At 55.8% G+C, this 4,740-nt stretch carries 5 protein-coding genes; 3 read left to right on the top strand and 2 right to left on the bottom strand.

The window, feature by feature from the left end:
* On the bottom strand, positions 1-467 hold a 467-nt coding region (locus tag HXY34_10525; protein NWF96562.1), incomplete at its 3' end, for a hypothetical protein.
* Positions 468-594: 127 nt separating this feature from the next.
* Here HXY34_10525 and HXY34_10520 point away from each other — a divergent pair.
* From HXY34_10520 to HXY34_10510, 3 genes are all read left to right on the top strand, one after another.
* On the top strand, positions 595-975 hold the full coding sequence (locus HXY34_10520; protein NWF96561.1) for a RidA family protein: 381 nt from the start codon (positions 595-597) through the stop codon (positions 973-975).
* Between the two features lie 354 nt (positions 976-1,329).
* Positions 1,330-2,406 carry a hypothetical protein gene (locus tag HXY34_10515; GenBank protein NWF96560.1) on the top strand — a complete coding sequence of 359 codons (1,077 nt, stop codon included), beginning with the start codon at positions 1,330-1,332 and terminating at the stop codon, positions 2,404-2,406.
* Between the two features lie 170 nt (positions 2,407-2,576).
* On the top strand, positions 2,577-3,212 hold the full coding sequence (locus tag HXY34_10510; GenBank protein NWF96559.1) for a tetratricopeptide repeat protein: 636 nt from the start codon (positions 2,577-2,579) through the stop codon (positions 3,210-3,212).
* Between the two features lie 11 nt (positions 3,213-3,223).
* Here the strand turns inward: HXY34_10510 and HXY34_10505 are convergent, their stop codons facing one another.
* On the bottom strand, positions 3,224-4,666 hold the full coding sequence (locus tag HXY34_10505) for a hypothetical protein (protein NWF96558.1): 1,443 nt from the start codon (positions 4,664-4,666) through the stop codon (positions 3,224-3,226).
* Positions 4,667-4,740: the final 74 nt, after the last annotated feature.

The raw sequence follows: 4,740 nt of genomic DNA, 5'->3' as shown, positions 1-4,740 counted from the left end.
CGGTTCAGTCTGGCCTCAATACCATTAAGATGAGGGTCCGAGCGTATGGCACTAAGGACCGGTCTCCAGATGGCAGCGATTGTCTCCGAGAAGCTTGCATTGGGAGGGTCCACAACGTATCGGTCAATTATGTTGGCTGCAATGCTACGGTGGGCAGCTGTGACAACACCGTCAGCCTCGGGCATATCCGACTCATCAATCGCCTCACTGACCATCTGTAGGAGGCTCTCCATGTAGTCTTCAGCGCCCGTCACCAGGGCCACAACAATGTATCCCTTTTCACACTCTGCAAGAAGCATGGTGTCCTTCTTGAACGCAAGTCTCCTTACCTCACCGCTGCCCATCATCTGACTCAAGGACCTCGATGCCTCTATGAGCGGCCCCAGCACCATCTCCTCCGCACCGCCCGTACTCTTGAAGTGTACAGGAACACCACCTGTTGAGAGCACACCGAAGAGGCGAATCATGGTCAGCTACCTGCAATAGGCCAACAACATCATACTCCAGAGAAAAGCATTGCTCATCCGTTCTGAATTGAACTGGCGCATTCCAACAGGTTTAACCTGAGTGACGATTCTGCCAAGATGACGGCATATGAAGCGTACAGTGGTCGTATCTGACAAGGCGCCAAAGGCAATAGGGCCCTACTCTCAGGCCATCAAGGCTAACGGTCTCGTCTTCTGTTCCGGTCAACTACCAATGGATCCTGTCACGGGCCAGCTGGTCACGGGCTCGATTACTGAGCAGACTCGTCAAGTCCTGTCAAACCTGCGGGCGGTCCTCGAAGCAGCGGGGTCCTCCATGGAGAAGGTCGTCAAGGTGACAGTATTCCTTCGTGACATCAACGACTTCGCGCAGATGAACGAGGAGTATGCCAAGTGGTTCCCGAAGGAGCCTCCGGCTCGTGCAGCTGTCCAAGTTGCTCGACTTCCCAAGGATGCGGGCATCGAGATTGAACTCATAGCACTGAGCTGAGTCTGACTCTGGCTCCTCTGGTTCATGAAACGCAAGACTACTGCCCAGAATGCCCCGGCAGAACGGCTAGCTCAGTCAATCCCATGAGACTGAGAGGACATGATCAGAACACTGGAACCACGCAGGCCCCTTGAGAGAGTGGATGTTCCAAAGCACTGGGTTGAATTAGTCGGAATCGGCAGACAGACCACTGTGCGGGCGTTGTGTTCACGCAGGAGACCCAAGACCTCCATGCACCACTGACCTCGGCCCAGTCATGACGAGTGTATGCGGGGACTGCGGCACACTCGTCCCAAAAGGAATGCTTTTATGGTGGCCGATATGCAGGTCTGTGCATAACGGGATGTGACACTAGTGACAGAACAGAGCCAGCGGATGCTTTACGGGGTACTCCTGTTAGTGGTCATTGTTGCTGCTGGTGCGCTTGCGACCCTAACGCTGATGACAGACACAGCACAACCCACCGTCAACTTGACAGGACATGACATGAGCACTAGGAAGGTCACGCTCACCCAGATGAAAGGGATGCCAACTGTACACATGAATGGCTCGTTCCAGAACTCATTTGGAAACATCAGGGGCGCGGGAGAATACAGGGGTGTCAGAGTATCGGCGCTGGTCGAGCTGGCTGGAGGCATGGAAGCCAACGACACAGTGCAAGTCATATCCTCAGATGGCTACAATCGCACGTTCGGCTACAGAAACGTGTATCCGAATTCGACAGAGTACGGGATACAGGGACACATGGTCTTGGCGTTCGAGTACAACGGTAGCGAAGTCCCGGACTACGAGGATGGCTTCAGACTGATGTTCCTGACTGACGATGGCGTGTTCTCCAACGCAGACGCCGCACAGGTCTATCCCGACTTGGGAACAGGGTCTGCAGGCTCTCTCTGCGTCTCGAAGGTGGCCACCATCAGAGTCCTCCCCCATGTGACACCACAACCCGCCGCACTGACAGTCCACTCGGTAAGCCACACACGCGAGTACTCGATAGACGAGTTGATGGCACTTCCGGCGGTCACTGGTCAAGCAGGATATGTGAAGACAGGCGTGAGCCCACCTACTGTAGTGCCTGCTAAGCAGTACAAGGGAGTAGGGCTGTATGGTCTGTTGATATCAATTGAGGCATTGCCATCATCATACTCGGTCGAGATCACAAGCAGAGACGGTTACAAGACCTATCTGAATAAGACACAGCTCGAAGGGACTCTGCAGGCCTACAACACAACAGATGGTTCATACATCGGAACAGAGAGCTTCACACTGATCTTGGCATACGAAGAAGATGGCGTTCCACTGTCCACGGGCGGGCCGATTCGACTGGTCCTCATTCCGGGTGGAGAGTACTTCGGCGAAGGCCGCTATTGGGCAAGAGATGTGGTCAGTGTGACTGTGCTGGACGAGACACTCTGCCGCTCAGACTTGTGATCTGAGGCGTCTCTTCCTGAAGAAGTGTCTGCAGATAGGTGACACTGGAAGACTTGCCTGAGAGAACACGAGTCCAAGCAGTCCTTGTTAACAGAGTAATGCTTATACACCTTCGAAGCGGCTCGCAGGATGACTGAGATGACTGCTTCGCAGGGGACCGCATTACCCCAATGACAACTGACTCACCCGGCAAGACTGTTCGTAGGATTCTAGCGGATGCTGAGTCGCTGATGGCCACCTCTAGGTTCGTCGAAGCACTGACCGCGCTCGAGAGGGGAGCGCGTGTGGACCCCGACAATGCGCTGGTGTGGGAGCGACTGGCAGTCTGCAACTTGGAACTGAAGCAGCCAAAAAAGGCCCTTGAAGCAATGAACCAGCTCATCAGGATTCAACCCCGGTCGGTCAGATACTGGGCTGACAAGGCGTACCTGCATCTTCTGCTGAACGAGAGCATCGAAGGTATTGACGCGCTTCGCGAGAGCCTGAGGCTCCACCCCCTGCGGGCGCGAGACTGGCAGCTCTTGGCGACAGCTCTGATTGCGAACGAGGAATGGGATGAGGCAGCACATGCACTGGAGAGAGCAATCCTGTTAGATCCCAACTCGGCCGTCACCTGGTACAACTACGGAGTCTACTACTTTCTCAATGACATGTACGACGAGGCACTGGAGGCGGTGGAGTATGCACTCTCACTCGACCCGGAGCTTGAGGAGACGGCCTCGGAGTGGCTCGACATTGTCAGGTCAGGCATTGCAGAGGAAGATGAAGTCTTCGATGACGAAATGGATGAAGCGGAGGCCTCTTAGGCACAGGACCTCTACAGGTCTCTCAGGGCGGCCAGCTGGTTCTCCAGATTTCTGATCTCATCCTTCAGTTTCAGACGGGTTGCGGTTTCCAGTGCTTGCTGGAGCGCGGTGACGAGCCGCTGAACCTCTTTTGCTCTCTCGTTTGGGTCTTGCACAGCAAGGGCTGCATCGCGCTTCTTAGGAACGACTCTCAGGAGTGCCTCGATGGCCGCTCGCGCCTCGTCTCTTGAACCAAGCTCCGCTTCGGCCGCGGCATCCTTTGCAGAGATTATTCTAGTGATCTGTTCGAGCAGACGCCTGTATTCCCTGGCGGCTGTGTCAAGGAGTTCCTTCACCTCGGGGCCGTTGTCCGGGTCGCTGAGGCGCTTCTCAAGGTTCAACACTGCAGCCTCAAGAAACGACCTGCGTTGCGACAACGAAGACCGCCTTCGCTCTAGCCTAGACCACTCAGCCGTCATGTTGTCAACTATGGCCCTCGCCTGATTCACCGTCTCACGATAAGCCTCTATCTTCTGACGCACAGCCGTGGTGTCCTGCTCGAGTGTGTCTGCCAACTCGGTCAGCTGATAGCTTAGCAGGTCGGTGGCCTGTGCGTCTGCAAGAGCACGTGCCTCCCGAATGGCCTGACTCACCCTCTCCCAGAGGACCTTCAGTTCCTCGTCAGAGGCCCTTGAACGGCCTTCCATCTTGAACTCGTCAGCAATCCGAGCAACTTCCTCGGACATGCTTCCAAGCTCCTGCAGCTTCACTCGGAGGAGGGCTCTTCCAAGTCGCTGGTTGATCTCTGCTGTGATTTCAGCTCTCTCTTGTGGCAACTCAAGCAGAGCGTGTGTGCCGTCAACAAGGACCCGAAGGGCGTTCTCGAACACCCGCGCCGCGAGTTCATACTGCCCGGCCTGCATGTGAGCATTGCCTTTCTCCTTCAACTCAAGCACGGACTCCAAGACATCGTACGGGGATGTCATCAGTATGCCGCCGCTCAGGCACCGACTCTGCGGACTCTGCACATCAAATGGCTCACCATCGTGGACCAGACGGAACACCAGTAAGCTAGCGCTGCCGGACTGGTTCTGCGCTGACATAATCACTAGGTCTCCGTCCACATGAACACAGTTCACCCTGACGGCGTCAAGCTTCAGCTTTCCCAGCTGCGACAGGTCCTTCAGATCGAACAACGTCACACACCCGCCTGTTGTTGCTGCCACTAGGTAGTACGGGTTCATCCACAGGCTCGTCACCTGTTGAAGGTCGTCGGCCCGTAAGGCACCGACAAAGGTCCAGTCCACCTTCGCCCAGACCTCCACCTCACCGTTCGACAGCCCGGTGGCAACGTAGGAGTTGTTGCCACACACAACCGTCGCCTTCTCCTTTCTGCTGAGCTGAGCAATCTCGGCCGGGGCTTGGCCAGGTCGATGCCTGAATACCAGCGGAACTCCCTTTTTCGTCGCGGCCACCAAGAGGGACTCATCAGCCCACAACTGCACAATGTCGGACTTGTGCACCTGCCAACTCGATGTGTCATGGGTGT

The sequence above is a fragment of the Candidatus Thorarchaeota archaeon genome (assembly GCA_013388835.1).
Classification (GTDB): Archaea; Asgardarchaeota; Thorarchaeia; order Thorarchaeales; family Thorarchaeaceae; genus JACAEL01.
Note: the sequence above shows the minus strand (reverse complement) of the source record. Positions and strands in the feature narration are given on the sequence as shown.

Excerpts from the sequence above, each read along its gene's own strand:
- HXY34_10510 (NWF96559.1), top strand. The coding sequence starts at position 2,577 with ATGACAACTGACTCACCCGGCAAGACTGTTCGTAGGATTCTAGCGGAT.
- HXY34_10520 (NWF96561.1), top strand. The coding sequence starts at position 595 with ATGAAGCGTACAGTGGTCGTATCTGACAAGGCGCCAAAGGCAATAGGG.